Origin of the sequence: Algibacter pacificus, from assembly GCF_008033385.1 — a bacterium.
GTDB classification, from domain to species: Bacteria; Bacteroidota; Bacteroidia; order Flavobacteriales; family Flavobacteriaceae; genus Algibacter; species Algibacter pacificus.
In genome coordinates, this window is the sequence record NZ_VOGY01000017.1 from 17,656 (window position 1) to 40,046 (window position 22,391).

The window sequence follows — 22,391 nt, forward strand, 5'->3', positions numbered from 1 at the left end:
AGTATATACAAAACAAAGCATTGATAAGAATTAGAAAAGATACCCCCAAATTTATAACCGATAGAAACGAAAACGTTTTGGGTGGCAAATAAGGAAAAACCATGGAAAGCAATAATAGCATCGCCACAATACTGTTGGCAATATATATTATTTTATTAATGAAACTTAAGTTTTTCATTTTGCTTTTTTTGACTTACTAAATAAGTCATTTTTAAAATGGTTAACGATTGCCTTCACGGATGGGTTTGCGTTAGGGATTGAACGGCTTGTTTGAAATCCTTTTTGTTTTTTTTCAAAAACAAAAAGATTGAGTAGTGAAAGCCCGACCCTTTTTGGGTAACGCCCAAATTATTATTAAGCGAGCACATTATTTACCAGATCGGAAAAGTAATTCCTTTTCTTCGGCTGTTAAACTATCGTAGCCGCTTTTGCTTATTTTATCTAAAATCACGTCGATTTTTTTCTGATTATTAAATTGGTTAAAATCAGATTTTGCATAACCGCCAACTTTACTTTTGTTTTTGTGTACCGTTTTTAATGGTCCTTTTTTAGAAGATTTAAACATATTAGCAACAGCATCTGCAACGCGCTCGAATCCACTACCTATATCGGTCCCTTTAGTCAATTGTTTTGCATAAACATAACCTAAAATAGCCCCGCCTATGTGTGCTAAATTTCCACCGGCATTACCGCCAAACAGTCCCACAACATCTAAAACAACTATGGCAACACCAATATGCCAAAGCTTAATATTAAAGGTAAAAACGCGTACATCTTGGTTTGGCATATAAGCGCAAAGAAAAATTAACAAGGCACGAACTGCCGCCGAAGCGCCTACTAAACTTGAATTTCCTCCAAAAAAACCAGGTAACAAAGCGTAACCCAATAGAAACATGGCGCCACCAGAAATGGCGCCCAAAAAATAAATATTCAATGCTGTTTTTGGACTAAATAAATTTAAAAACATACGCGCAATAACGTAAAGCCATAGCATATTGAAAAGCAAGTGAATAAAATCGTAATGCACAAAAGCATAAGTCACTATGGTCCATGGATTAACTAAAGCGGTAAAAAAATCGCTTGGTAATTCGAACCAGCGTATTCCGGTTTTAAAAATTAACCCCACTAAAAAAACAACAACGTTTACAGCTATTATTTTTTCTAAAATATTAAGTTGAGATAACTTGTATTTGATGTCTGTAGTTAAACTCATTAGTTCCAACGGTTATTATTAAACTGATTTTTTTTCCAATAATACATCATTAAAAATCCGGTTATTGCTCCACCAACGTGAGCCATATAGGCTGTATTACTTGGACTGAAAAAGGACTGACCTGTAACACCCGAAATTAAATCTAAAATAATAATTCCTGGTATAAAATACTTTGCTTTTATAGGAATTGGTAAAAAAATCATCATTAATTCGGCATTAGGATTCATCATCGCAAAAGCCGCCATAACGCCCATAATACAACCCGAAGCCCCAACCATACTGGCATTAAAGGCTGGATAAATATCTTTTAGCAAGGTTATTTGCGACTGAGTAACATTTGCTATAGTCTGGTTATTGGTTAGCATTTGCTTGATATCTTCTGCCGAAAGCCCAGAGCTAAGTAGTTCGTTATAACTTGGCAGGTACTGGAAATAGTAAAATCCTATTTGTAATAACACAGCCCCTAATCCAGCCGAAATATAAATAAACAAAAACCGTTTTGAGCCCAAGGTTTGCTCTACAGGGGTACCAAACATCCACAAGGCAAACATATTAAAAAGTAAATGTGTAATGCTTAAATTCTGTAAATCGCCACCACCATGCATAAACATGTGCGTGATTAATTGCCAAGGTTTGAATAACTCGTTCTGCGGAAAATACATAGCGAACCACTGATAAAAACTACCGTGCCCGATAAACAATGTTCCAATAAACATAATCACGTTTATAATGATTAAGTGCTTAACGGTTTCTGAAATTCGCATCATAATTTATATAAATTTTTTATCTAATTCATCAACACTCATGGTTACAAATGTTGTTCTATTAGCGGGTGAAACATTAGGCTCTTTACAAGCAAACAGCTTATTTACTAAATGCTCCTGTTCATCTTTTTGTAAAGATTGTCCTGTTTTTATAGCCAAACTTTTTGCCATAGATTTTGCTAGTAAATCGGTTGCCGAAAAATTACTATCTGGCACTTCATTTTCTACATCGCTTATAAGTTGTTCTAAAATAATAGACACTTCACTTTCTGGAACGCCTACAGGAACCCCGATAATCTCTACAGACTCTTCTTCAACGTTTGAAAACACAAAACCGGTATGTTCTAAATCTTCTTTCAACTGATTGATAACCGTTATTTCCTGATTAGAAAAATGTAAATCTAAGGGAAATAGCAATTGCTGACTTAGCGCGCCCTTTACGGTTAAATGTCGAAGATAATCTTCATACAATATGCGTTGATGGGCGCGATGCTGATCGATAACCAACATCCCCGATTTTATGGTACTTACAATATATTTATTGTGCAATTGATAAGTGGTGTGGGTTTGCTCCACATCTTTATCGAACATGGAAACTGTAGCTTCTTCACTTTCAAAATGCACTTCACTAAAATCCTGCTGTGTTTTTGTGCCTTTAGATTCTAAACCAACATATAAGCTTTCCCAACTTTCGGCAGGTTCTTTTTTATAAGAAACACTAGTGCTTTGTTTTACAGGTTCGTCCTCTTGAAAAGGATTAAAACTTCTATCCACTTCTATACTTGGGGCGCTTGTTTTAACAGTTTCCTTTTTAAACTCGTAAGGCGTATCTAGTGTGGCATCCCGATCGAAATCTAAAACAGGCGCAATATTAAACTGCCCTAAGCTATGTTTAACTGCCGAACGTAAAATGGCATAAAGCGTATGCTCATCATCGAACTTAATTTCAGTTTTTGTAGGGTGGATATTTATATCAATAGTTTGTGGATCTACCGTTAGGTTTAAAAAATAACTAGCATGCGTGCCACTTTTAAGTAAGCCATCGTAAGCCGAAGCTATAGCATGGTTTAAATAAGCACTTTTTATAAACCTATCGTTTACAAAAAAGTACTGTTCCCCTCTTGTTTTTTTAGCAAATTCGGGTTTTCCAACAAATCCAGATATTTTAAGCACTTCGGTTTCTTCTTCAACCGGTACTAATTTTTCATTCGTTTTTGTTCCGAAGATATTTACAATACGCTGGCGGTAATTACTAATAGGCAAATTAAAAGCTTCGCTCCCGTTGTTATACATAGCAAAACTAATTGTAGGATGTGCCAATGCCACACGGTGAAACTCATCGATAATATGGCGTAACTCCACATTATCCGATTTTAAAAAATTTCGTCGAGCCGGAATATTAAAAAACAAGTTTTTAACCGAAACCGATGTGCCTTGCGGTGTTACCACCACATCTTGATCGGTCACTTTACTCCCTTCGATAATAATGCTATTTCCAACATCATCATTCGGTTGTTTTGTTTTTAACTCGACATGTGCAATGGCTGCAATACTTGCTAAAGCCTCGCCACGAAAGCCTTTGGTGTGTAGTTGAAATAAATCTTCAGCACTTCTAATTTTAGAGGTTGCATGACGCTCGAAACTTAACCGCGCATCCGTAGTACTCATCCCTTTACCGTTATCGATAACTTGAACCAGTGTTTTTCCTGCGTCTTTTATAATGAGTTTTATAGAGTCCGAGCCTGCGTCAATTGCATTTTCAAGCAATTCTTTGACTACAGATGCTGGACGTTGAACAACTTCTCCAGCAGCAATTTGGTTTGCGACATGGTCGGGTAAAAGCTGTATAATGTCTGCCATATAATTATTTAGAAAAGAATATAGATAAATCGAAATCGATAATGAATAAAAACACCAACACTAAAATGCCAACAATAATTAAAATACGTCTATTAGCTTCGTGATCTCTATTGTGTTTTAATTCGTTTAAAGCGTTATTTAGCTTAGTTTTAAAGTTTTTATTAGGACCGACAGTTGTTCTATATTCGTCGAATTTATGTTTAATTTCATAAGGATTTCCTTGCCCTTTATCATCAAAATAACGCGGTGTATAACTGAATTTTTTATTTTTTTTAGCCTTTAAAATCCCCATGATTTCTATGTGTTTTTTAAGTGAATGGTATTACATGTATTTTTTCTCTAGTAAATACATACAGATCAATAATAATACCAAAAATAAAATTAAGGTTTTTACGGACATCGTGCCACGTACTTTACGTTTAACCTCTCGATTCTCTTTCCATTTAGAAATAAAATCGTTAGTATTTAGATCTTTATTTAAACTGGAGTCTGCTTTTTCCTTATCGGAAAAACGAGACTGATAATTAAAGGTTTTATGCTTACGCTGTTTAAACAAAATATAATCGTGTTATCTTTCAAAAGTACTTAAAAATAGGGAGAAACTTAAGTTTGAAATGCTAAAAATATGTAAAATTTAGACCTCAGAAAAACAGGAAATACTCTCCGTTAAAATATCAAATTCCAAAGGTTATAATAAAACACCTTTGGAATTTGTTCTAAAATTTATAAAATATCTTAACTATTTCTGCGTAATTCTGCCATTTTAATAGCGGCAATAGCTGCTTCTGTACCTTTATTACCGTGTATTCCTCCGGAACGATCTATAGATTGCTGCATATTATTATCGGTAAGCACACAGAAAATAACAGGCGTTTCTCTCTGTACGTTTAAATCTTTAATGCCTTGCGTTACACCTTCGCAAACAAAGTCGAAATGTTTAGTTTCACCTTGTATAACACAGCCAATGGCTATAACAGCACTCACCATTTGTTCCTGCATTTTTTTACTTCCGTAAATTAACTCGAAACTTCCTGGCACATTCCAGCGCACAATATTATCTGGTAGCACACCATTTTCTATTAAGGCATCATAAGCACCTTGAAACAAACCTTCCGTAATGGTATCATTCCATTCTGAAACAACAATCCCAAATCGAAAGTCTTTCGCATTTGGGATTGTTGTTTTATCGTAATCCGATAAATTTTTATTAACTGTTGCCATATATGTTAAAGCTATTATTTGTTAGCCAACACCTGTGCTTTTCCTATAAACACATCTATAGTTGATGCCTCGGTAGCGTTTGAATAATTTTCTTTAATTTGATTAAAATAAGATAACGCTTTATCGGCTTTTCCTAAATCTAAAGCAATAGCTCCAGCTTTATATAGATACATTGGTGTTGTATATTCATTATCTCTCATATTTGCTGCTTTTTCGTAATACTCCAAAGCATCTTCTTTTTGGTTTAACTGCACAAAAGCATCTCCAATATTTCCTTTTGCTAAAGGCGCTAAAACCTCATCATCACTTTTAAAATCGCTTAAATGCTCAACCGCATTTTTGTAATCTTTCAATCTTAAGTATGCTGTTCCGGCATAATAACTTGCTAGGTTTGCAGCTTCTGTTCCGCTGTATTCTTTAATAATATCTAGCATTCCAAATTTACCTTCTCCTCCATTTAAGGCTAAGTTGTAAAGCGAATCTTTTGCCACGCCATTTACGGCTTGATCAAAATATTTTTGCGCTTGGAACATATCGTTCATCGCTTTTTCCTGCTTAGGGCTAGCTACAAATTCTTTAAACGCCAAAGACCCCAAAACAACTAAAGCCACAACACCAATAATAATAAAAATATATTTTTGGTTCTTTGCTACAAAATCCTCTGTTTTAGAAGCAGATTCATCAAGGGTGTTAAAAACTTCGGCTGTTGTTGATTCTTCTTCAATATCGTGTTCCTTTTCAACTTTTGTTTTTGGTTTATAACCTCTTTTATTATATGTTGCCATGTTCTAGTTCTATTAATGTGGCGCAAAAATATAATTTTCTTCAGAACTAAAAGGGTATTTATTTGATATTTTTCAATAATTTGCACTTCTTTTTAGGACTTTACCCTCTTTACCCGCTTTAAGTTGCTATTTATATGATTTTAAAATCACTTTCATTACTCAATTATAAAAATTTTGACAGCAAAACATTTGCTTTCAACGAGAAAATTAACTGCATTGTTGGAAATAATGGCATTGGAAAAACCAATGTGCTCGATGCTATTTATCATTTATCCTATGGAAAAAGCTATTTTAACCCAGTAGCCACTCAAAACATAAAGCACGACGAAGATTTTTTTGTGGTGAACGGCGACTATGAAAAAGACCAAAAACCCGAAAAAGTAATTGTTAGTTTAAAACGCGGCCAGAAAAAAATTATAAAACGTAATGGAAAAGCGTATGATAAATTTAGCGAACATATTGGTTTTTTACCCTTAGTTATTATTTCGCCAGCCGATAGAGATTTAATTATTGAAGGTAGCACCACACGTAGAAAATTTATTGACAGCGTAATTTCGCAAAGCGACAACAGTTATTTAAATGCCTTAATTAATTATAATAAAATTTTAACGCAGCGTAATGCATTACTTAAATATTTTGCACTAAACCATACCTTTAACAAGGACACTTTGGATGTTTACAATGGTCAATTAACAAGCTTCGGTAGTGTGATTTTTGAGAAACGAGATGCTTTTTTACAGGAATTTATCCCTATTTTTAAATCGCGATACGAAGCCATTAGTAATGCTAACGAAGCGGTTGATCTAAACTATCAAAGTGATTTATCAGAAAACGATTTAAACACTCTTTTAAATCAAGTTATTAATAAAGACAAAGCGCTACAATATACCAGTGTTGGCATACATAAAGACGATTTAAATTTTAATATTTCTGGGCATCCCATCAAAAAATTTGGAAGTCAAGGTCAGCAAAAATCATTTTTAATTGCTTTAAAATTGGCACAATTCGATTTTATAAAAGCACAAAGCGGCGTAAACCCTATTTTATTATTAGACGATATTTTTGATAAACTCGATGAACAACGCGTAGCTCAAATTATTAAATTGGTGGACGATGAAAATTTTGGACAATTATTTATAAGTGATACACATGCGGAACGAACAGAAAATGCCGTAAAACAAGTGCATCAATCTTATGAAATTTTCAAACTATAACTCCAATGGATTTAGAATCTCATTACAATACTTTATATGAATCGTCTATTGAAAAAATAAAAGCCGATGCTTATCAAATTGATGAATTAATCCAGAATGCAACCGATAGACGTTTTGGAATTACCCTTTTAATTCGCCCTTCCACGGCAGTGAAAAATGAAATTCAGAAGTTTTTGAAACACCTTAATACTATTGAACCTCATCAATACTATTACAAAAACTCCGATATTCATATCACTGTCATGTCTATTATATCTTGTTACGATGGATTCGATTTGGATAACATTGATATTTCAAAATATGTTGAAATTATAAAAAAAAGTATCATAACTCATCCTAAGATAGACATTGAATTTAAAGGCTTAACAGCTTCCCCGTCTTGTATTATGGTGCAAGGTTTTATGAATAATGATGTTTTGAATGCTATTCGCGATAAGTTAAGAATGCGTTTTAAAAACACAACTTTAGAACAAAGTCTTGATAAACGCTACGCTATACAAACCGCACATGCAACGGTTGTAAGGTTTAGCGAGCATTTTAAAAATAAAACTGAATTTTTAACAGCGATTGAATCTTATAAAAACCATAATTTTGGTACCTTTAAAGTAACTAATCTAGAATTAGTCTATAACGATTGGTATCAAAAAGAAGAACATGTAAAAACCCTGTTCAATTTTAATATATAAGAATAAATTAACCTTATGGCAAAACGTATAAATGATAATATGAGCATCTCGGATGCATTAAAAGAATTTGTAGAAGTTAACAAATTAGAAAAAGGCTTAGATAAAGTTAATGTTGCCGATGCATGGGCTAAACTTATGGGAAACGGTGTAAACAACTACACCAGTTCGGTTTCGCTAGAACGCCAGACCCTTTATATTGAACTAACTTCCAGTGTACTTCGAGAAGAATTAAGTTACGGCAAACAAAAAATAATTGACATGCTAAATGAGGATCTAGGCAAGGAAATTATTAAAAAACTGGTTTTAAGATAATTAGATAAAAAAAATATCTTGAAAATAATTACGATATTTTGCTCATCTATTGTTTTTTACGTTATCTTTGACACTTAATTATTTATAATACAAATTAAAATGAGTAAAGGTACCGTAAAATTCTTCAACGATTCTAAAGGATTTGGATTTATCACAGAAGAAGACAACAACAAAGAACATTTCGTACACATTTCAGGACTTATCGATGAAATTCGTGAAGGTGATGCAGTTGAATTCGATCTACAAGAAGGTAGAAAAGGATTAAACGCCGTAAACGTAAAAGTAATCTAAGATATATACTTTAACAATTACAACTTTAAAAGTCTGTCAATTTATTTTGACAGACTTTTTTTATTTACTATTTTTATATTATACTTGATAACCAATCAAATGTTATGCTTGTATATAACACCTAATAATAATTTAATATTTTAAAAACATGAGTAAAGGAACAGTAAAATTCTTCAACGATTCTAAAGGATTCGGATTTATTATAGAAGAAGGTTCAAACAAAGAACATTTTGTTCACATTTCTGGATTAATCGATGAAATTCGCGAAGGCGATTTAGTAGAATTCGATTTACAGGAAGGTAGAAAAGGATTAAACGCAGTAAACGTAAAAGTAGTTTAGTATATATTATATTTAATAAACTTTTTTAGAAAACAAAAATCCCACAACTAAGTTGTGGGATTTTTATATTTAAAGCATGCTATTTTTATTAAAATTGCTCTCTTCCTGCGAAGTGAAATGCCCCCTCAATAGCCGCATTTTCATCACTATCACTACCGTGTACTGCATTTTCACCTAAAGATGTTGCATACATTTTACGAATAGTACCTTCTGCTGCATCAGCAGGATTTGTAGCTCCAATTAAAGTTCTAAAATCGTTTACTGCATTTTCTTTCTCTAAAATTGCAGCAACTATTGGACCTCTAGTCATAAACTCAACTAATTCCCCAAAAAATGGACGCTCATTATGTATAGCATAAAATGCTTCGGCGTCTGCTTTTGTCATTTGTGTTAATTTCATAGCTACAATTTTAAACCCTGAAGCTGAAATTTTTTCTAATATTGCACCAATGTGTCCGTTTTCAACCGCATCAGGCTTAAGCATTGTAAATGTTCTATTCGTTGCCATTTTTATTTTTTTAAATTTCTGCAAAAATACTGTTTTATATTTGTTTACACCTTAATAGGTTTGCAAAAGTTTTTGTTGCAACACATTATTTACGCCTCGCATTTCCATTAATACTGTTTTTGTTTGAAAATTAAACCTTAAAACGCCAAAACTTATTTTAGGAATCACATGTAATACACGGTATTTATTAGGCTCGGAAGTAAAACTACTGTAAACATGGGTTAATCCGCTGGATGTAAAATCTATTAAAGAAAAAGGAACGCCTTCAATTTCAGTTTTTGAAAACTCCGAAATATGTCGATCACCCGAAAGTATCATAACTCCTTTTGCTTTAGAATCTTTTATCAATCCTTTTAATTTATCCACTTCGTGCGGAAAATTACCCCAAGTTTCAAAACCATGTTCGGCAGATAAAACTTGAATACTACTTACAATAATATTAAAATCGGCATTGGAAGATTTTAACTCATTTTCTAACCAAGACCATTGAGTTTCTCCCAAAATAGTACCTTCTCCATAGGTATTGGGTTCAAATCTTTTTTTAGAATCTTTAGCCTTCGTTAATGCCGTTCGAAAATAACGCGTATCTAAAACAATCACTTTTACGGTGCCTTTAGGCGAACTAACTATTTGAGAACTATACACGCCTGCTCTATCTCGCCTTGGATCATTTTTAGGTACATCGAAAAAATCTAAAAACAATTGCTGACTCCCTTTTTTGGCATGAAATTCTTCACCACCATCGTTTAAACCATAATCATGATCGTCCCAAGTGCCTGTAATTTCAGTACTTTCTTTTAATAACTGATAATCCTTATTTGCTAATAATTCATCATAATCTGCTTTAAGCTTATCCATATTATCCGTATCGGAATACACATTATCTCCTCCCCAAATCCATAAATCGGGTTTATGTTTTACAACTTCAACCCAAAGCTTATTTTCTAACTTCTGCTTATTGCAAGATCCAAAAGCAATTGTGGCATCATAAGGTGTTTCGGTTTTCTTTTCAACTTCAACCTTAGAAGTTTTACAAGACGCCAAACAAAACATCATTATTAAAACACTTAATATTAATCTACTTATCATATCGTTCTCCGTTAATTTTTCTATAAAAGTACAAGATTCTATTTTAAGCCTATATTATAAAATTGTATCTTCGTTTCCTATGAAAAAAGAAGATATTACCAACATAAAACAGCTATTATCTAGTCCTAAAAAAATAGTTATTGTCCCGCATAAAAACCCAGATGGCGATGCTATTGGATCCACTTTAGCCCTATATCATTATCTGAAAAAAGGAAACCATAACGCTAAGGTTATTACACCGAATGACTATCCTACTTTTTTAAAATGGATTCCTGGAAACGACAGCATTTCAATTTACGATTACCAAACAAAATCATGTAATATTGATATAGAATCTGCCGATATTATTTTCACTTTAGATTTTAATGCTTTCCACAGAACAGGAAACATGGAAAAGCCACTTTCTGAAAGTAAGGCTCTAAAAATAATGATTGATCATCATCAAGCACCGGATAATTATGCCACTTACATGTATAGTGACGTTGGTATGAGTTCCACTTGCGAAATGGTTTATAATTTTATAGACATGCTTGGCGATACCGATTTAATTGATGCCGATATTGCAACTTGCATTTATGTTGGAATTATGACCGACACCGGATCGTTTAGGTTTCGTTCTACCACAAATAAAACCCATGAAATTACAGCAAAACTGATTGAAAAAGGCGCTGATAATTCTCAAATACATAACAATATTTACGATACTAATAGTTATGAACGCTTGCAATTATTAGGCTGTGCACTAAGTAACTTAAAAGTGATTTCAGAATCGAGAACGGCTTATATTTCGCTTTCGCAGGAAGAACTTAACCGTTTTAATTATAAAAAAGGCGATACCGAAGGCGTTGTAAACTATGCGTTATCACTAGATAATATTGTACTTGCAGCCATTTTTATTGAAGATAAACAGGAAGGTATTATTAAAATCTCCTTACGATCTAAAGGAAATTTTTCAGTAAACGAAATGTCTCGCGCGCACTTTAACGGCGGAGGACACACCAATGCCGCTGGAGGAAGAAGCGACTTATCTTTAACTGAAACTATCGAGAAGTTTATTGACATATTACCAAGTTATAATGATGCACTAAACAATGAATAAACTAATAATTACAAGTCTACTTGCTTTACTTCTGTTTCACTGTAAAAATCCAGAAGCAAGACGTCCCATTTCTACAAAATCGGGATCGTACATCGATGCCTCTGTTGCACTTAACAAAAAACGCTTCGCTAAAGAAAAAGTAATTATTGAAAAAATAATAGACAGCGATAGTATTCCATACCTAGCATCCGATACCGGTTTTTGGTACAAATACATAAAAAAAGTAGAAAACGATAGCTTAAAAACACCAAATTTTGGTGATATCATTAATTACGATTACAATGTAAAAACCTTAAATGGTAACGAAATTTATTCTAAAGCAGACCTAAAAACACAACATTATGTTATGGATAAACAGGAGCTTTTTACAGGATTACGTCATGGTTTAAAACTCATGAAACCCGGAGAAACGGTGACCTTTATTTTCCCCTCCGATCGCGCTTATGGTTATTATGGCGATGAGAATAAAATTGGTCCCAACACGCCTTTAATTTGCGAAGTTACGGTAAATTCTATTACCCAAAACCAAAACAACTAACATGCATATATTTAACAATATTTTAAAAACTATTCTGTTTACATTGGTAATAAATCTAACCTCTTGTAAAGCACAATATCCAGATTTAGAAGATGGTATGTATGCGGAATTCATAACGACCAAAGGAGTTATGGTTGCAAAATTAACCTACGATAAAACCCCCGTAACCGTTGCAAATTTTGTTTCTCTAGCTGAAGGAGAAAATCCAATGGCCGATGAAAAATTCAAAAAAAAGAAATTCTACAACGGTCTTATTTTTCATCGTGTTATCGATGGATTTATGATTCAAGGTGGCGATCCAACAGGAACAGGTTCTGGCAATGCTGGCTACAAATTTATGGATGAGTTTTCTCCAGATTTAAAACATGATAAACCCGGTATTCTATCTATGGCAAATTCGGGTCCAAATACCAATGGCACACAGTTTTTTATTACCGAAGTCCCCAAACCAAATTTAGACAATAGACACTCCGTTTTTGGTGAATTAGTCATTGGTTTAGACATTCAAGATAGCATTTCTAACGTAAAAACCGATGAAAATGACAGACCCATTGAGGATGTTATTATTGAAGAATTAAATATTATACGAAAAGGAAAAACTGCGAAAAAATTCGATGCACCAACCATTTTTATGGATTCCTTAGCTGCGGCCGAACGAAGAGAAAAAGAAAACGCAGAAAAGGCAGCCGCTATTTTAAAAGCAACCCAAGAAAAATTTAAAAATTTAAAAGAAAAAGCAATCACCCTACATTCGGGATTAAAATACATTGTTACAGAAAAAGGTCATGGTGAAAAAATACCCGAAACCGCTGAAGTCCTAACCCATTACACCTTGTATTTTGAAGATGGGAAAATTTTGGACACCAGTAAACTAGAAACCGCCGAAACCTTTGGTATTGTTAATGAAAACCGAAAAGCGCAAAATGGCTACCAACCTATAACTGCGGAAATTGGTCCAGATGCCAGAATGATTCCTGGATTTAAAGAAGGTTTACAACAACTAAGCGTTGGAGATAAAGCCACTTTATTTATCCCCTACCATCTGGCTTATGGAGAATCTGGAACCAGAGGTATCCCCGGAAAATCGAATATTATTTTTGAAGTTGAAATTTTAGAACTTCTTGATTAAAAAAACACTAAGCCTAAACCGCTCAGATTTCTTTTTTTTAAATAAAACTTAACACTAAAACAGTCTAAAACCCGTAATTTCGCACTGAAAAACAAAACCTATGCAACTACTAAAATTTGATTGGAATCCCGTAACAGGAATCGACATTATTGGGAATTTTAAAATTCATTTTTACAGCCTTATGTGGGTTACTGCCTTTGTTATAGGTTGGTACATAATGAAACGCATTTTTACAAAAGAAAAAGTATCTTTAGAATATTTAGATCCTTTATTTATCTATACGGTACTTTCAACGATGATTGGTGCGCGTTTAGGACACGTAATATTTTATCAATCGGAATTAATATCTCAAGATTTTTTCAGCATTTTCTTGCCTTTCAAATTTAAAGGAGGTTTTGAGTTTACTGGATTTCAAGGATTAGCAAGTCATGGTGCTGCTATCGGAATCATAATTGGGATGTATTTATACCGACGAAAATACAACTACAAATCTATTTTATGGATCTTAGATCGCATTGTAATTCCTGTAGCTTCGGGAGCTATTTTTATCAGAATTGGAAACTTTATAAACTCTGAAATTATAGGAAAAATAACCGATTCAAGTTTAGGAGTTCGTTTTATTCAAGATCAGTATTACAAAAATGAAATCATGCAACGCACAGGTATTAACGATGTGAAGCAAGCCTACCAAGCCGTAACGAATAACCCTAAATTTCACAGCTTATTAGAAGCCGTTCCTTATAGACACCCTGCACAATTATACGAATCCTTTTGCTATATTTTTGTATTCTTAATTCTATTATATTTCTATGTGAAAACAGAAAAAAGAAACCAAACCGGCTTTTTATTTGGTCTGTTTTTAGTATTGCTTTGGACCGTTAGATTCTTTGTAGAATTTGTAAAAGAAGCCCAAGTTGATGATCGTGCCACATGGGCCTTAAACACAGGGCAATGGTTAAGTATTCCCTTTGTACTTTTAGGACTTTATTTCATGTTTGTTTACAAACCTAAAAATGTCGTAAAATAAGATGAACTTAAAACAATTCGGTTTCATTTTAACTCTAAGTATTGGGGTTTTATCGCTTTATCATTGTAAAGACGATAAAAAAACCATCACCCAAACCGAAGTTCATTTCACAAAAGAAGGCGAATTAACGATTACAAAAGCAGATGACTCTAAAGTCCTTTTAGATATTGAAATTGCAGATACCGATTATGATATTCAAACGGGTTTAATGTATCGAAATTCTATGAAAACAAATCAAGGCATGTTATTTGTTTTTGAAGATGTTACCGAACGTTATTTCTATATGAAAAACACAAGAATCCCGTTAGACCTTATATACATTAAAGAAAACAAAACCATTGCAAGTTTTCAGAAAAACGCGAAACCTTTTGAAGAAACATCGCTTCCTTCAAATGCTCCCGTAAAATATGTTTTAGAAGTCAATGCGGGCTTGGTAGACAATTGGGAGCTATCTGTTGGTGATACAATTAACTTCTAAGGCCTTACACATAAAACCAAAATTACATCATAAAAAAAAGCATAAGATTTTAAACCTTATGCTTTTTTATGTTTTATAGTAATATCAATTTAAAATAACAGCTTAATATTAGCATAAGAATTCTCTAAGGCCTTTGCTGTTTTCTTTTTACCCAACCATTTTACCTTGGTAATCCCTTCTTTTTTCTGAGGTTCAAGTTTTCCGGTAAAACTCGTTTTCATTTCAAACCAATAGGTTATTTTTATTTTATAACGGCCATTTCTTTTAAAAATATGATAGGTAGTTTCTAGCGGTTTTACAATTTCTAAACCTTCAACCTTTGTTTCTTCTTCAACTTCCCGAATAGCTGTTTCTTCTATTGTTTCATTACCTTCGGCCTTTCCTTTAGGCAGGTCCCATTTATTATTTCTAAAAATAAATAATATTTTTCCCTCATCATTATATACTTTTCCACCACCAGCAATTACATTTGGAAACTTCTCTAAAAACTTAGACAACAGTTTACTTTCATTTTTATGCGTAAGCCTTACTTCTTGTAAGTTAGTCCTATTAAGCTTACGAATAGCATGATATATACCAACACGTTTAAGTTTATATGTTTTATAGCCTTCACCTTTTTCCGTGTTAGTTGTTAATATTATCGGCTTATTATTTACAAAAACCTTATACATAGTTATAATGGATTAAATGATATGGTAAAAATATCATTTTTAGTTACAATCTACTTTTTTTTTAATTTTTTTTTTATTCCTTTTACAACTTAAATTAAAAGCAAATTTATTTGTAATTTTACACCATGATATTCAACAAAGACACCGCTAAAAAAACAGCCGAAGTTTTACTGCAAGTACATGCTATAAAACTAAGTCCTAACGACCCTTTTACCTGGGCTTCTGGATGGAAATCACCAATTTATTGTGACAATCGTATTATCCTTTCCTATCCTCCAATACGCAATTACGTACGCGAAACTATGGCAAAACATATTGAAAACCAATATGGAAAACCAGATGCTATAGCCGGAGTAGCCACAGGCGCCATTGGTATAGGAATGCTAGTTGCCGAATATTTAGGGCTACCTTTTATTTATGTGCGCCCAGATGCTAAAGGTCACGGCCGTAAAAACCAAATTGAAGGCCATATAGAAGCCGGACAAACAGTTGTTGTTGTAGAAGACTTAATAAGTACAGGAAAAAGCAGTTTAAATGCAGTAAAAGCTTTAAAGGGCGCCAATGTAAACGTAAAAGGCATGGTGGCTATTTTTACTTATGGTTTTGATGTGGCTACCGAAAACTTTAAAACCGAAGGCATTGCTTTAAACACCTTAAGCAATTATGAAAACTTATTAGAACAAGCCTTAGAAACCAACTATATTTCTGAAAAAGAATTAAAAACGCTATCCGAATGGAATTCCAACCCTAGTACATGGAGCCCTATTTAACTCTCCCGACGTTTGCAATAAAACACCTATAAAGCCCATTTTAAAACTTAACAAAAATATAGATTAATATAATGAATTTACAATCTCCAATAGTTAACGTTGGTAAATCTCCTCAAGAGGTTTTTAATTTTTTAGATGATATTAAAAACTTTGAAACTTTAATGCCAGAAAGCATTACCAAATTTGAAGTTTTAGATAAGGATAAATTCTTATTTGCTCTAAAAGGCATGCCAGAAATTATTTTAAAAAAGAAAGAACTTATCCCACCAAATAAAATTATTTTTGGCGCTGATGGTGGAAAAATCGATTTTTCTTTAATTGCTAATATTATTGAAACTACCACAGGAAATAGTGATGTGAAATTAGACTTTTCTGGAGATTTTAACCCCATGATGGCCATGATGATTAAAGGCCCTATTAAAAAATTTATTGAAACACTCGCCACTAATATGCAAAAAGCTGTTTAGTATAATAATGAAATTTCTTTTAAATCGAATGTTTTTATAATATCATCTTCTATTAAGACTTCTAGTTTCCCGTCAGAGGAAATACCTTTTATAAAACCAGAAAACATCAAACCTTCTGCATCTTTAAATGTTGAAGGTTTATTTTTTCTAAATAAATTAGTTTCATACTCTTGCTTTAAAAGCTCCAAATTACCCACTTCTAAAATCCTAAAGTAATATTTCATATTTAAAATTAAAGTCACCAATATTTCGTCTAAAACAAAAACCTTACCCGATATTAATTTTAAAGATGACGCCTTAGGCAAGTTTCCAAAATCTGTTTGATTTACATTTAAGCCAACACCAATAATTGAAGCTTGTAACTGACTTTGCTTTATGACATTTTCAATTAAAATGCCACAAACTTTTTTATTTGCTGACAAAATGTCGTTAGGCCATTTAATACTTAAGTTAGGAATACCCAGAACCTTTAACGTTTTAAATGTTGACAAAGCCACAACTACACTAATATAAAAACGCTGTTCCATACCTAAAGACGAAACATCTTTAAACACACTAAAAGTAAGGTTTTTGGCTGTTCCAGACTCCCAAATTGTCCCCATTTGTCCACGCCCTTTAGTTTGTTTTTTTGCTGAAACAACGGTAAAATCATCCAAATCTGCCCTAGTAAATAATTCTCGTAAATAACTATTTGTAGAATGGGTGGCATTAAGTTTGATTATTCGCATAGTGAAGTTATTGCAGTACTATAAAATCTTATGATTATTTTAAACCATAAAGAACGAAAAAAAATAATAACTTTGCACAAATTAAATAAAATTAATGGCGAAACAAAATATAAGCTCAGACCAATTAATATCTGTAATACTCAGTGGAATTGAAGACGTTAAAGGAAAAGAAATAAATATTCTAGATTTACGAGAAATTGAAAATACGGTTTGTGACTACTTTATAGTTTGCGAAGGAACTTCAAATACGCAAGTAAATGCTATAGTAAACGCTATCCAGAAAAAAGTAAGCAAAGAACTTAAAGATAATCCATGGCACACAGAAGGCTTAGATAATGCCGAATGGGTACTTGTAGATTATGTAAATGTTGTGGTACATGTTTTTCAAAAACACATTAGAGAATACTACGACATTGAAAGTCTTTGGGGCGATGCAAAAATTACAGCTATAGAAACGAGTTACTAAAAAAAAGACATGGCAAACAATAAAAAGAAAACAAAAGAAAACAAGCCGAAGTTTAGTCCTTATTGGATTTACGGCATAATAATAGCCCTTTTTTTAGGGTTTCAAATATTTAGCGGAGCCAATTATCAAGATGGTAATATAACCACACCTTCCGATTTTTTTAAATACTTAAAAGATGGTGATGTTGCACGTGTTGATATTGTAAAAAACACACAAGTTGCAAAAGTATATTTAACAAAAGAAGCTGAAGACAAGGAAATCCATAAAAATTCTAAACCAGAAACTTTTATTCCTTCGGCAACTAAATTACCGAATTATAAATTTGAATTTGGTGATTTACAAAATTTTGAAGATGAACTAAACGCAACTACGGCTACATTAGCAACAAAACCTATTGTAAAGTTTAATACCGAAAGGAACGATTGGACTAATTTATTAATGGGCATTTTGCCTTTTATATTACTTATTGGTGTTTGGGTATTTATTATGCGTAGAATGTCTGGTGGTGCCGGTGGCGGAGCAGGCGGGCAAATTTTTAATATCGGAAAATCTAAAGCCAAGCTTTTCGACCAAAATACCGAAGTAAAAACAACGTTTAAAGATGTTGCAGGTTTAGAAGGTGCTAAAGAAGAAGTACAAGAAATTGTAGACTTCCTTAAATTTCCTGAAAAATATACAACCCTTGGTGGGAAAATACCAAAAGGAGCTTTACTAGTAGGTCCTCCGGGCACAGGTAAAACCTTATTAGCAAAAGCTGTTGCAGGCGAAGCTAAAGTGCCTTTTTTCTCATTATCTGGTTCAGATTTCGTTGAAATGTTCGTAGGTGTTGGAGCCTCTCGTGTTCGTGACCTATTTAAACAAGCTAAAGAAAAATCGCCTTCTATTATTTTTATAGATGAAATTGATGCCATTGGTCGTGCCAGAGGTAAAAATGCCATGTCTGGAAGTAATGATGAACGTGAAAACACACTAAATCAGTTATTAACTGAGATGGATGGTTTTGGTACAAACACGAACGTTATTGTAATTGCTGCAACCAACCGTGCCGATATTTTAGACAAAGCTTTAATGCGTGCCGGACGGTTTGATAGACAGATTTTTGTAGATTTACCAGATGTTCGTGAACGTAAAGAAATTTTTGAAGTACACTTACGTCCGCTAAAAAAAGAAGTCCAATTAGATTTAGATTTCCTATCAAAACAAACTCCAGGATTTTCTGGAGCAGATATTGCTAATGTTTGTAACGAAGCTGCTTTAATTGCTGCTCGAAATGGCAAAAAAGCAGTTGACAAACAAGACTTTTTAGATGCTGTTGATAGAATTATTGGAGGTCTAGAAAAGAAAAACAAAATAATAACACCTAGTGAAAAACGCGCTGTTGCATTCCACGAGGCTGGCCATGCCACCGTAAGTTGGATGCTAGAACATGCAGCACCGCTAGTAAAAGTAACTATTGTACCACGTGGTCGCTCTCTTGGCGCTGCTTGGTATTTACCAGAAGAACGTTTAATTGTTCGTCCAGAACAAATGCTAGATGAAATGTGTGCTGCACTTGGTGGTCGTGCTGCCGAAAAGGTAATCTTTAATCAAATTTCTACAGGCGCTTTGAGCGATTTAGAAAAAGTAACTAAACAAGCTAGAGCCATGGTTACTATTTATGGTTTAAGTGATAAAATAGGAAACTTAACCTATTACGATTCTGGACAAAGTGAATATGGTTTTACAAAACCTTATAGCGAAGAAACAGCAGAATTAATAGATAAAGAAATTTCAGCTATTATAGAAAAACAATATCAACGTGCTATCGAGTTATTAGAAAACAACAAAGATAAGCTTACCGAATTAGCTGAAGTACTTCTAGAAAAAGAGGTTATCTTCAAAGATAATCTAGAAAAAATATTTGGTGAACGTGCTTTTATCAAAGAAGAACCTATAACTAGGCCTGACATTATTTCCTAAAAAACTGTTAAGCTTTAGCAAAAATCTTAAATTAATCGTATGGTTAATTTAAGATTTTTTATATTTGATAAATCCCTAAAAAAAACAGTAAATCGCATTAAGCTAAATGAGTCTTTTTAGAAAACTTTTTGGTTTTAAAACTGATAAACCAGTTGAAGAACTAAACCCTGTAGTCCGTGGTAAATATATGCCCGAAGTAAAGGTACCAATAGATGAAAAGTTTACCGTAAACTTTAAGGCTAATGGTGGAAAGTTTCTTTATTGTGAAAATTTAACAGAAGTATATCAAAACTTTCAACATATTATCGATGAGAATTCTTGGAATTCCGAAAATGTATTACTTCTCGATGAAAACTTAAAAGATAAATTTAAAAATTCCAATTTAAAATCTACCAAAGTATTAAGTGAAGCCACGTATTTTTTAACCACTTGCGAAAACCTAATCGCTAACGATGGATCGTTACTTTTTTCTTCAAATCAAATATTTGAAAAAAAATTACCCGAATTTCCCATAAATGTTATCGTTTTTGGAACCACAAGTCAAATTACAGAAAATATCAGTGAAGGCCTACGCGGTATTAAATCCAAAAGCAGCGGCAGAATCCCAACAAATATAACAGCAATTAAGCACTTTAAATCTCAAGACGACAAAGATTTCTTAAGTTACGGCAGCAGCACAAAAAACCTGTACCTATTGCTTTTAGAAGACTTATAAATTTAAATTGTCTATGACAAAAACCTGGACAGCACAAATAACAGTGTTTGTAGGCATTACATGTGTCTTTAAAAAACCCTATTAAAAAACACATGAAAGAAACTCTAACCCGATCCTTTTCAGGCTTGTTATATATTGTTATCCTAATTGGGTGTTTATGGTTTAAGCAATCTATAGCAGTACTATTTTTTATTTTCGGGCTTATTAGCATGAACGAATTCTTAAAATTGATACAGCTAAAAAGTAAAATTCCTTATTTTATTTTTATCTTACTCTATGGATCTATTGCTTATTTTAAACACTTTAACATTAAACATGTTGCTGTAGAAGCATTTATTAAAATTTTTACAATACTCACTGTATTTGTATTATTGTTTTTAATAAGAGATTTATTTTCAAAAAAAACCATTCCGCTTTTTAGTTCCAAGCGGTATTTACTTACTACATTTTATATCACTAGTGGGTTTTCATTTTTATTTTTAATTGCGCATTACTTTGAAAATTACAATCCTAATATTTTATTAGGCGCTTTTATTTTAATTTGGGTGAACGATACTTTTGCTTATTTAGTTGGTAAAACCTTTGGAAAACAAAAGCTTTTCGAAAAAGTTTCACCTAAAAAAACGGTTGAAGGTTTTTTAGGAGGTTTATTTTTTGCATGTATAGGAAGTTTTTTTATTTCAAGTTGCACCAGCACTTTAACTTCTACACATTGGCTAATATTAAGCATAATTGTTAGTGTAACAGGAACATTAGGCGATTTAATAGAGTCAAAATTTAAGCGCCAAGCCCAAGTAAAAGATAGTGGCACCATAATGCCTGGTCATGGAGGGCTGTTAGATCGGTTAGATAGTATTATATTTGCAGCACCTTTTATATATTTGTTTTTAAGATTTTTACACTATGTTCCATAAAGAAGGAAATAAAATTATAGTTATCACGCTGATTATAGCCGTAGCTATGTCTCTAGTATTTGATCATTTCATAATGATACCATGGCTAAAAATGCTGCTATTAATAAGCGTTTTTGCTTTTTTAATTATAGTGCTTCAGTTCTTTAGAAACCCTAAGCGCCACACTCTAATCGATTCTAAAACTGTTGTTTCACCTGTAGATGGCAAAGTTGTAGTTATTGAAGAAGTTTTTGAAAAAGAATTTTTTAAAGATAAACGATTACAAGTGAGCGTATTTATGTCTCCTATAAATGTACACGTAACGCGTTACCCTATAGCAGGCCGTGTTATTTTTAGTAAATATCATCCAGGAAAATATTTGGTAGCTTGGCATCCTAAAGCCAGCGAGGAAAACGAAAGAACCACCGTTGTAGTAGAAAATGAAACTTACGGAAAGGTACTCTACCGCCAAATTGCAGGAGCTTTAGCAAAGCGCATTGTAAATTATGCCACAGTGGACGACCAAGCCGAACAAGGTGCCGATTCTGGTTTTATAAAATTTGGTTCAAGGGTTGATTTATTCTTACCTTTGGACACTAAAATTAAAGTAGAACTTAATCAAAAAGTTCGAGGAGGCGAAAGCATTATTGCAGAAGTTAATGACTAATAAAGATTTAGAAATAAAATTTCAAGAGGCCGTAAATCGAGTAAACGCACATACGGAACCATTTCCTGCCGATACTTTATTAAAATTATACGCGTATTACAAAAAGGCAACTAATGATTATAGTCGACCAAATAGTAAAAAGCCAATAATCAATGCGTTTAAAACAAATGCATTGTTCCAAGTAAAAAGAATTAGCAAGGAAGAAGCTATGGAAACGTATATTGAACTTGTAGATAATTACTTTTTATACCGCGAATAAGCATAATTTTTCCATAAACATTGGGTAAGCTGAATACTAATAAATTCAGACAAGAAAACAACAGACTTTTCAGAAAAAAATAGAAATTTATTTTTTTACAAATTTCCTGATAACTTTTCCTTTTATAGCATCCAAAACCTCCAATATATATACGCCATTAGAAATATTTGGCAACTGAATCGTATTGGTTTCAACAGTTTTTAAACTTAAAACAGCTTGCCCTGTTAAACTATAAATTTTTA

Annotated in this window: 30 protein-coding genes; 18 read left to right on the plus strand and 12 right to left on the minus strand. The window is 32.9% G+C overall.

The window, feature by feature from the left end; all coding sequences use genetic code 11:
• Nucleotides 1-367: 367 nt before the first annotated feature.
• The 7 genes from FQU21_RS16555 to FQU21_RS16580 form a co-directional block, all read right to left on the minus strand.
• Nucleotides 368-1,213, minus strand: coding sequence for a rhomboid family protein (locus FQU21_RS16555; RefSeq protein ID WP_147679120.1), 846 nt, complete (start codon nt 1,211-1,213; stop codon nt 368-370).
• Entirely contained in the window at nt 1,213-1,980 is a 768-nt protein-coding gene (locus FQU21_RS16560; protein ID WP_147679121.1) for a rhomboid family intramembrane serine protease, read from the minus strand. Before FQU21_RS16560 ends, FQU21_RS16555 begins: the two co-directional genes overlap by 1 nt.
• Nucleotides 1,981-1,983: 3 nt before the next feature.
• Nucleotides 1,984-3,837, minus strand: coding sequence for a DNA mismatch repair endonuclease MutL (gene mutL, locus FQU21_RS16565; RefSeq protein ID WP_147679122.1), 1,854 nt, complete (start codon nt 3,835-3,837; stop codon nt 1,984-1,986).
• Between the two features lie 4 nt (nt 3,838-3,841).
• Nucleotides 3,842-4,129, minus strand: a complete 288-nt coding sequence (locus tag FQU21_RS16570) for a riboflavin synthase subunit beta (protein WP_147679123.1) — start codon at nt 4,127-4,129, stop codon at nt 3,842-3,844.
• A 30-nt stretch (nt 4,130-4,159) separates the two neighbouring features.
• Nucleotides 4,160-4,393 (minus strand): hypothetical protein, encoded by a 234-nt coding sequence (locus FQU21_RS17500; RefSeq protein ID WP_187269409.1) that lies wholly within the window; start codon nt 4,391-4,393, stop codon nt 4,160-4,162.
• A 179-nt stretch (nt 4,394-4,572) separates the two neighbouring features.
• On the minus strand, nt 4,573-5,058 hold the full coding sequence (gene ribH / locus FQU21_RS16575) for a 6,7-dimethyl-8-ribityllumazine synthase (RefSeq protein ID WP_147679124.1): 486 nt from the start codon (nt 5,056-5,058) through the stop codon (nt 4,573-4,575).
• Nucleotides 5,059-5,072: 14 nt separating this feature from the next.
• Entirely contained in the window at nt 5,073-5,843 is a 771-nt protein-coding gene (locus tag FQU21_RS16580) for a tetratricopeptide repeat protein (protein WP_147679125.1), read from the minus strand.
• A 134-nt stretch (nt 5,844-5,977) separates the two neighbouring features.
• Here FQU21_RS16580 and recF point away from each other — a divergent pair, with 134 nt between their 5' ends.
• The 5 genes from recF (at nt 5,978) to FQU21_RS16605 (ending at nt 8,686) form a co-directional block, all read left to right on the plus strand.
• Nucleotides 5,978-7,057, plus strand: coding sequence for a DNA replication/repair protein RecF (gene recF, locus FQU21_RS16585; RefSeq protein ID WP_147679126.1), 1,080 nt, complete (start codon nt 5,978-5,980; stop codon nt 7,055-7,057).
• 5 nt (nt 7,058-7,062) lie between these two features.
• Entirely contained in the window at nt 7,063-7,743 is a 681-nt protein-coding gene (locus tag FQU21_RS16590) for a 2'-5' RNA ligase family protein (RefSeq protein ID WP_147679127.1), read from the plus strand.
• Nucleotides 7,744-7,758: 15 nt separating this feature from the next.
• Complete coding sequence (locus FQU21_RS16595; protein ID WP_147679128.1) at nt 7,759-8,055, plus strand: DciA family protein; 297 nt, start codon at nt 7,759-7,761, stop codon at nt 8,053-8,055.
• Nucleotides 8,056-8,154: 99 nt separating this feature from the next.
• A complete protein-coding gene (locus tag FQU21_RS16600; RefSeq protein ID WP_147679129.1) occupies nt 8,155-8,346 on the plus strand; it encodes a cold-shock protein in 192 nt (63 codons plus the stop codon).
• A 148-nt stretch (nt 8,347-8,494) separates the two neighbouring features.
• Entirely contained in the window at nt 8,495-8,686 is a 192-nt protein-coding gene (locus tag FQU21_RS16605; RefSeq protein ID WP_147679130.1) for a cold-shock protein, read from the plus strand.
• An 88-nt stretch (nt 8,687-8,774) separates the two neighbouring features.
• On the opposite strand, the gene FQU21_RS16610 is transcribed toward FQU21_RS16605, so the two are convergent.
• Together FQU21_RS16610 and FQU21_RS16615 are read right to left on the minus strand one after the other, a co-directional pair.
• Nucleotides 8,775-9,194: a nucleoside-diphosphate kinase gene (locus FQU21_RS16610; RefSeq protein WP_147679131.1), complete on the minus strand. Its 420-nt coding sequence runs from the start codon at nt 9,192-9,194 to the stop codon at nt 8,775-8,777.
• Nucleotides 9,195-9,245: 51 nt separating this feature from the next.
• Entirely contained in the window at nt 9,246-10,283 is a 1,038-nt protein-coding gene (locus FQU21_RS16615) for an alkaline phosphatase D family protein (protein ID WP_147679132.1), read from the minus strand.
• 79 nt (nt 10,284-10,362) lie between these two features.
• Between FQU21_RS16615 and FQU21_RS16620 the strand changes: the two genes are divergently transcribed.
• The 5 genes from FQU21_RS16620 to FQU21_RS16640 all read left to right on the plus strand — a co-directional run bounded on the left by FQU21_RS16620 (nt 10,363) and on the right by FQU21_RS16640 (nt 14,554).
• Nucleotides 10,363-11,382 carry a DHH family phosphoesterase gene (locus FQU21_RS16620; RefSeq protein WP_147679133.1) on the plus strand — a complete coding sequence of 340 codons (1,020 nt, stop codon included), beginning with the start codon at nt 10,363-10,365 and terminating at the stop codon, nt 11,380-11,382.
• A complete protein-coding gene (gene gldI, locus FQU21_RS16625; RefSeq protein WP_147679134.1) occupies nt 11,375-11,920 on the plus strand; it encodes a gliding motility-associated peptidyl-prolyl isomerase GldI in 546 nt (181 codons plus the stop codon). The genes FQU21_RS16620 and gldI overlap by 8 nt, the downstream gene beginning before the upstream one ends.
• 1 nt (nt 11,921) lies before the next feature.
• On the plus strand, nt 11,922-13,049 hold the full coding sequence (locus FQU21_RS16630) for a peptidylprolyl isomerase (RefSeq protein ID WP_147679135.1): 1,128 nt from the start codon (nt 11,922-11,924) through the stop codon (nt 13,047-13,049).
• A gap of 100 nt (nt 13,050-13,149) precedes the next feature.
• A complete protein-coding gene (lgt, locus tag FQU21_RS16635) occupies nt 13,150-14,076 on the plus strand; it encodes a prolipoprotein diacylglyceryl transferase (protein ID WP_147679136.1) in 927 nt (308 codons plus the stop codon).
• 1 nt (nt 14,077) lies between these two features.
• Nucleotides 14,078-14,554 (plus strand): DUF192 domain-containing protein, encoded by a 477-nt coding sequence (locus tag FQU21_RS16640; RefSeq protein WP_147679137.1) that lies wholly within the window; start codon nt 14,078-14,080, stop codon nt 14,552-14,554.
• Between the two features lie 89 nt (nt 14,555-14,643).
• Here the strand turns inward: FQU21_RS16640 and FQU21_RS16645 are convergent, their stop codons facing one another.
• Nucleotides 14,644-15,225: an NUDIX hydrolase gene (locus FQU21_RS16645; protein WP_147679138.1), complete on the minus strand. Its 582-nt coding sequence runs from the start codon at nt 15,223-15,225 to the stop codon at nt 14,644-14,646.
• A 125-nt stretch (nt 15,226-15,350) separates the two neighbouring features.
• Here FQU21_RS16645 and pyrE point away from each other — a divergent pair, with 125 nt between their 5' ends.
• Both pyrE and FQU21_RS16655 read left to right on the plus strand, forming a co-directional pair.
• A complete protein-coding gene (gene pyrE, locus FQU21_RS16650) occupies nt 15,351-15,995 on the plus strand; it encodes an orotate phosphoribosyltransferase (RefSeq protein WP_147679139.1) in 645 nt (214 codons plus the stop codon).
• A 71-nt stretch (nt 15,996-16,066) separates the two neighbouring features.
• Nucleotides 16,067-16,462: an SRPBCC family protein gene (locus FQU21_RS16655; RefSeq protein WP_147679140.1), complete on the plus strand. Its 396-nt coding sequence runs from the start codon at nt 16,067-16,069 to the stop codon at nt 16,460-16,462.
• On the opposite strand, the gene FQU21_RS16660 is transcribed toward FQU21_RS16655, so the two are convergent.
• Nucleotides 16,459-17,190, minus strand: coding sequence for a biotin--[acetyl-CoA-carboxylase] ligase (locus FQU21_RS16660; RefSeq protein WP_147679141.1), 732 nt, complete (start codon nt 17,188-17,190; stop codon nt 16,459-16,461). The genes FQU21_RS16655 and FQU21_RS16660 overlap by 4 nt on opposite strands.
• Nucleotides 17,191-17,284: 94 nt before the next feature.
• Here FQU21_RS16660 and rsfS point away from each other — a divergent pair, with 94 nt between their 5' ends.
• The 6 genes from rsfS to FQU21_RS16690 all read left to right on the plus strand — a co-directional run bounded on the left by rsfS (nt 17,285) and on the right by FQU21_RS16690 (nt 22,149).
• Nucleotides 17,285-17,656, plus strand: coding sequence for a ribosome silencing factor (gene rsfS / locus FQU21_RS16665; protein WP_147679142.1), 372 nt, complete (start codon nt 17,285-17,287; stop codon nt 17,654-17,656).
• A 9-nt stretch (nt 17,657-17,665) separates the two neighbouring features.
• Nucleotides 17,666-19,615 (plus strand): ATP-dependent zinc metalloprotease FtsH, encoded by a 1,950-nt coding sequence (ftsH, locus tag FQU21_RS16670; RefSeq protein ID WP_147679143.1) that lies wholly within the window; start codon nt 17,666-17,668, stop codon nt 19,613-19,615.
• Nucleotides 19,616-19,721: 106 nt separating this feature from the next.
• Nucleotides 19,722-20,330, plus strand: a complete 609-nt coding sequence (locus FQU21_RS16675; RefSeq protein WP_147679144.1) for an LUD domain-containing protein — start codon at nt 19,722-19,724, stop codon at nt 20,328-20,330.
• Between the two features lie 92 nt (nt 20,331-20,422).
• The gene (locus tag FQU21_RS16680) at nt 20,423-21,244 is read left to right on the plus strand and encodes a phosphatidate cytidylyltransferase (protein WP_147679145.1); all 822 of its coding nucleotides are present in this window, start codon (nt 20,423-20,425) and stop codon (nt 21,242-21,244) included.
• Nucleotides 21,234-21,890 (plus strand): phosphatidylserine decarboxylase family protein, encoded by a 657-nt coding sequence (locus FQU21_RS16685; RefSeq protein WP_147679146.1) that lies wholly within the window; start codon nt 21,234-21,236, stop codon nt 21,888-21,890. The genes FQU21_RS16680 and FQU21_RS16685 overlap by 11 nt, the downstream gene beginning before the upstream one ends.
• Nucleotides 21,883-22,149 (plus strand): acyl-CoA-binding protein, encoded by a 267-nt coding sequence (locus FQU21_RS16690; RefSeq protein ID WP_147679147.1) that lies wholly within the window; start codon nt 21,883-21,885, stop codon nt 22,147-22,149. Before FQU21_RS16685 ends, FQU21_RS16690 begins: the two co-directional genes overlap by 8 nt.
• A gap of 87 nt (nt 22,150-22,236) precedes the next feature.
• On the opposite strand, the gene FQU21_RS17875 is transcribed toward FQU21_RS16690, so the two are convergent.
• Entirely contained in the window at nt 22,237-22,386 is a 150-nt protein-coding gene (locus FQU21_RS17875; protein ID WP_394348413.1) for a T9SS type A sorting domain-containing protein, read from the minus strand.
• Nucleotides 22,387-22,391: the final 5 nt, after the last annotated feature.